3 protein-coding genes are annotated in these 1,780 nt (G+C 46.8%); all 3 read left to right on the top strand.

Annotation, left to right across the window (positions count from 1 at the left end):
* Positions 1 to 426, top strand: a 426-nt coding sequence (locus ACWA6V_RS21215; protein ID WP_449524345.1) for an esterase-like activity of phytase family protein, incomplete at its 5' end; no start/stop codon positions are given.
* 122 nt (positions 427 to 548) lie between these two features.
* Positions 549 to 1,169, top strand: a complete 621-nt coding sequence (rlmE, locus tag ACWA6V_RS21210; RefSeq protein WP_449524344.1) for a 23S rRNA (uridine(2552)-2'-O)-methyltransferase RlmE — start codon at positions 549 to 551, stop codon at positions 1,167 to 1,169.
* Positions 1,170 to 1,173: 4 nt separating this feature from the next.
* Entirely contained in the window at positions 1,174 to 1,476 is a 303-nt protein-coding gene (locus tag ACWA6V_RS21205) for a hypothetical protein (RefSeq protein ID WP_449524343.1), read from the top strand.
* Positions 1,477 to 1,780: the final 304 nt, after the last annotated feature.

Here is a 1,780-nt window from a genome sequence, read left to right as displayed (position 1 = left end):
GCAGGCGAAGCAAATCCACGCATCGGCATTTATGATTTGGCTGCAAAAACCTGGAAGTTTGTCTACTACCCGCTCGATGCTTACAGCTCACAATTTGCAGGCGGTTGGGTAGGCTTGTCAGAGATTACGTCTATCGGCAACGGCGAGTTTATGGTGTTAGAGCGCGATAATCGTGGTGGTATGGATGCTTCTATCAAACGCCTGTATAAAATTAATTTACAAACCGCAACTGATGGCCAAACCATCACCAAAACTCTGATTAAAGATATCAAGCCAGTATTGGGTGCAACAACGGGAACTCTGATTGAGAAAGTGGAAGGCACAGCGCTGATGGCCAATGGCGATGTGTATATAGTGACTGATAATGACGGTGTGAATGATCATAGTGGCGAAACCCAACTGATTAATCTGGGTACGCTGTTCTAACAGGTTGTTTCCTCGGTGTGACTTAAGGGAGCTTCGGCTCCCTTTTTTATGGGTGTGGTTTTTGTTTTATGTTGTTCGACCGCTTACAATGGCCAGGTTTCTTAAGTTAATTAGAGTTATTCATGGCCAGATCCAAAAGTAGCAACCGTTGGTTGGAAGAGCACGTCAACGATCCTTATGTCAAAAAAGCGCAGGTGGATGGCTATCGCGCGCGCGCGGCTTATAAGCTGCTTGAATTGAATGAAAAAGATAAATTGATTCGCCCCGGTATGATGGTGGTGGATTTGGGCTCAGCGCCGGGTAGTTGGTCGCAAATTGCGGGGCGCTTGGTGGGCGTGAAGGGCAGGGTAATTGCCTCGGATATTTTGCCGATGGATTCGCTGGAGCATGTGGATTTTATTCAGGGAGATTTCACTGAAGAAGTTGTGTTTAATCAAATCATGGAAAAACTCGGTGGCAATCGCGCTGATGTGGTGATCTCCGATATGGCGCCCAACATCAGCGGGGTGGATGCGGCGGATCAAGCATCGTCCATGTACCTGGTGGAGCTTGCATTGGATATGGCGCGCAGTGTATTAAAACCCAAAGGCGATTTTGTCGCAAAAGTTTTTCACGGTGAAGGCTATGACGATTACGTGAAAGAAGTGCGCACTTCATTTGAGAAAGTCGTGATCCGTAAGCCCGATGCGTCGCGCCCGCGCTCGCGTGAAGTCTATGTTGTGGGTAAGGGATTTAAAGGTTAACACTATGACTCTAGGCTGGGTGATTGCGGGTACCATTGCTCAGCTTATGTTGGGCATGATGTCGTTTCTGTTAGTTGCATTTTCGGCGGCGGGTATAGCGAACGGCAAAACACTGAATAAATTGCAGATGGCATCCTTGAATATCGCGCTTTATGTGTTACCGGCCAGTTGCTTTTTTAGTGCAGGTTTTGTTGCCTGGCGCTATTATCAGGATGTGACAACCAGTGCGTACTCTTGGTATTTAATGCCTGCCCCGTTCATCGGTCTTTATCTCGTCTACGCCATTCGACTAAATTCAAAGAATTGATCTCTTGTCGTCGGGAAAGTTTTTCCTGCTACTGATTGCGTTATAACGATTAAATATAATCTGGCGCAGTCACCGCTTTAAAAAATGTAAAGCCTTCTTCTTATCATATTGCATCAAAGTTTTGCGCGATTCAGCCGATACATAGAAGGAACCTATGGAGGATGTTTGATGGAAGTCACCCTTGCCCCGGATTACCTTATTACTCTCAACCGACCTGTCCACCTTGGCGATGCTAAAACCCAAATAGATGATGGCTTATTTGAGCGCACAAATTCACCGGCAGCTCTGGTCACTCTGGCTCAGC

The organism is Cellvibrio sp. (assembly GCF_053579595.1).
This window is presented reverse-complemented; position numbering and strand designations above follow the sequence as displayed.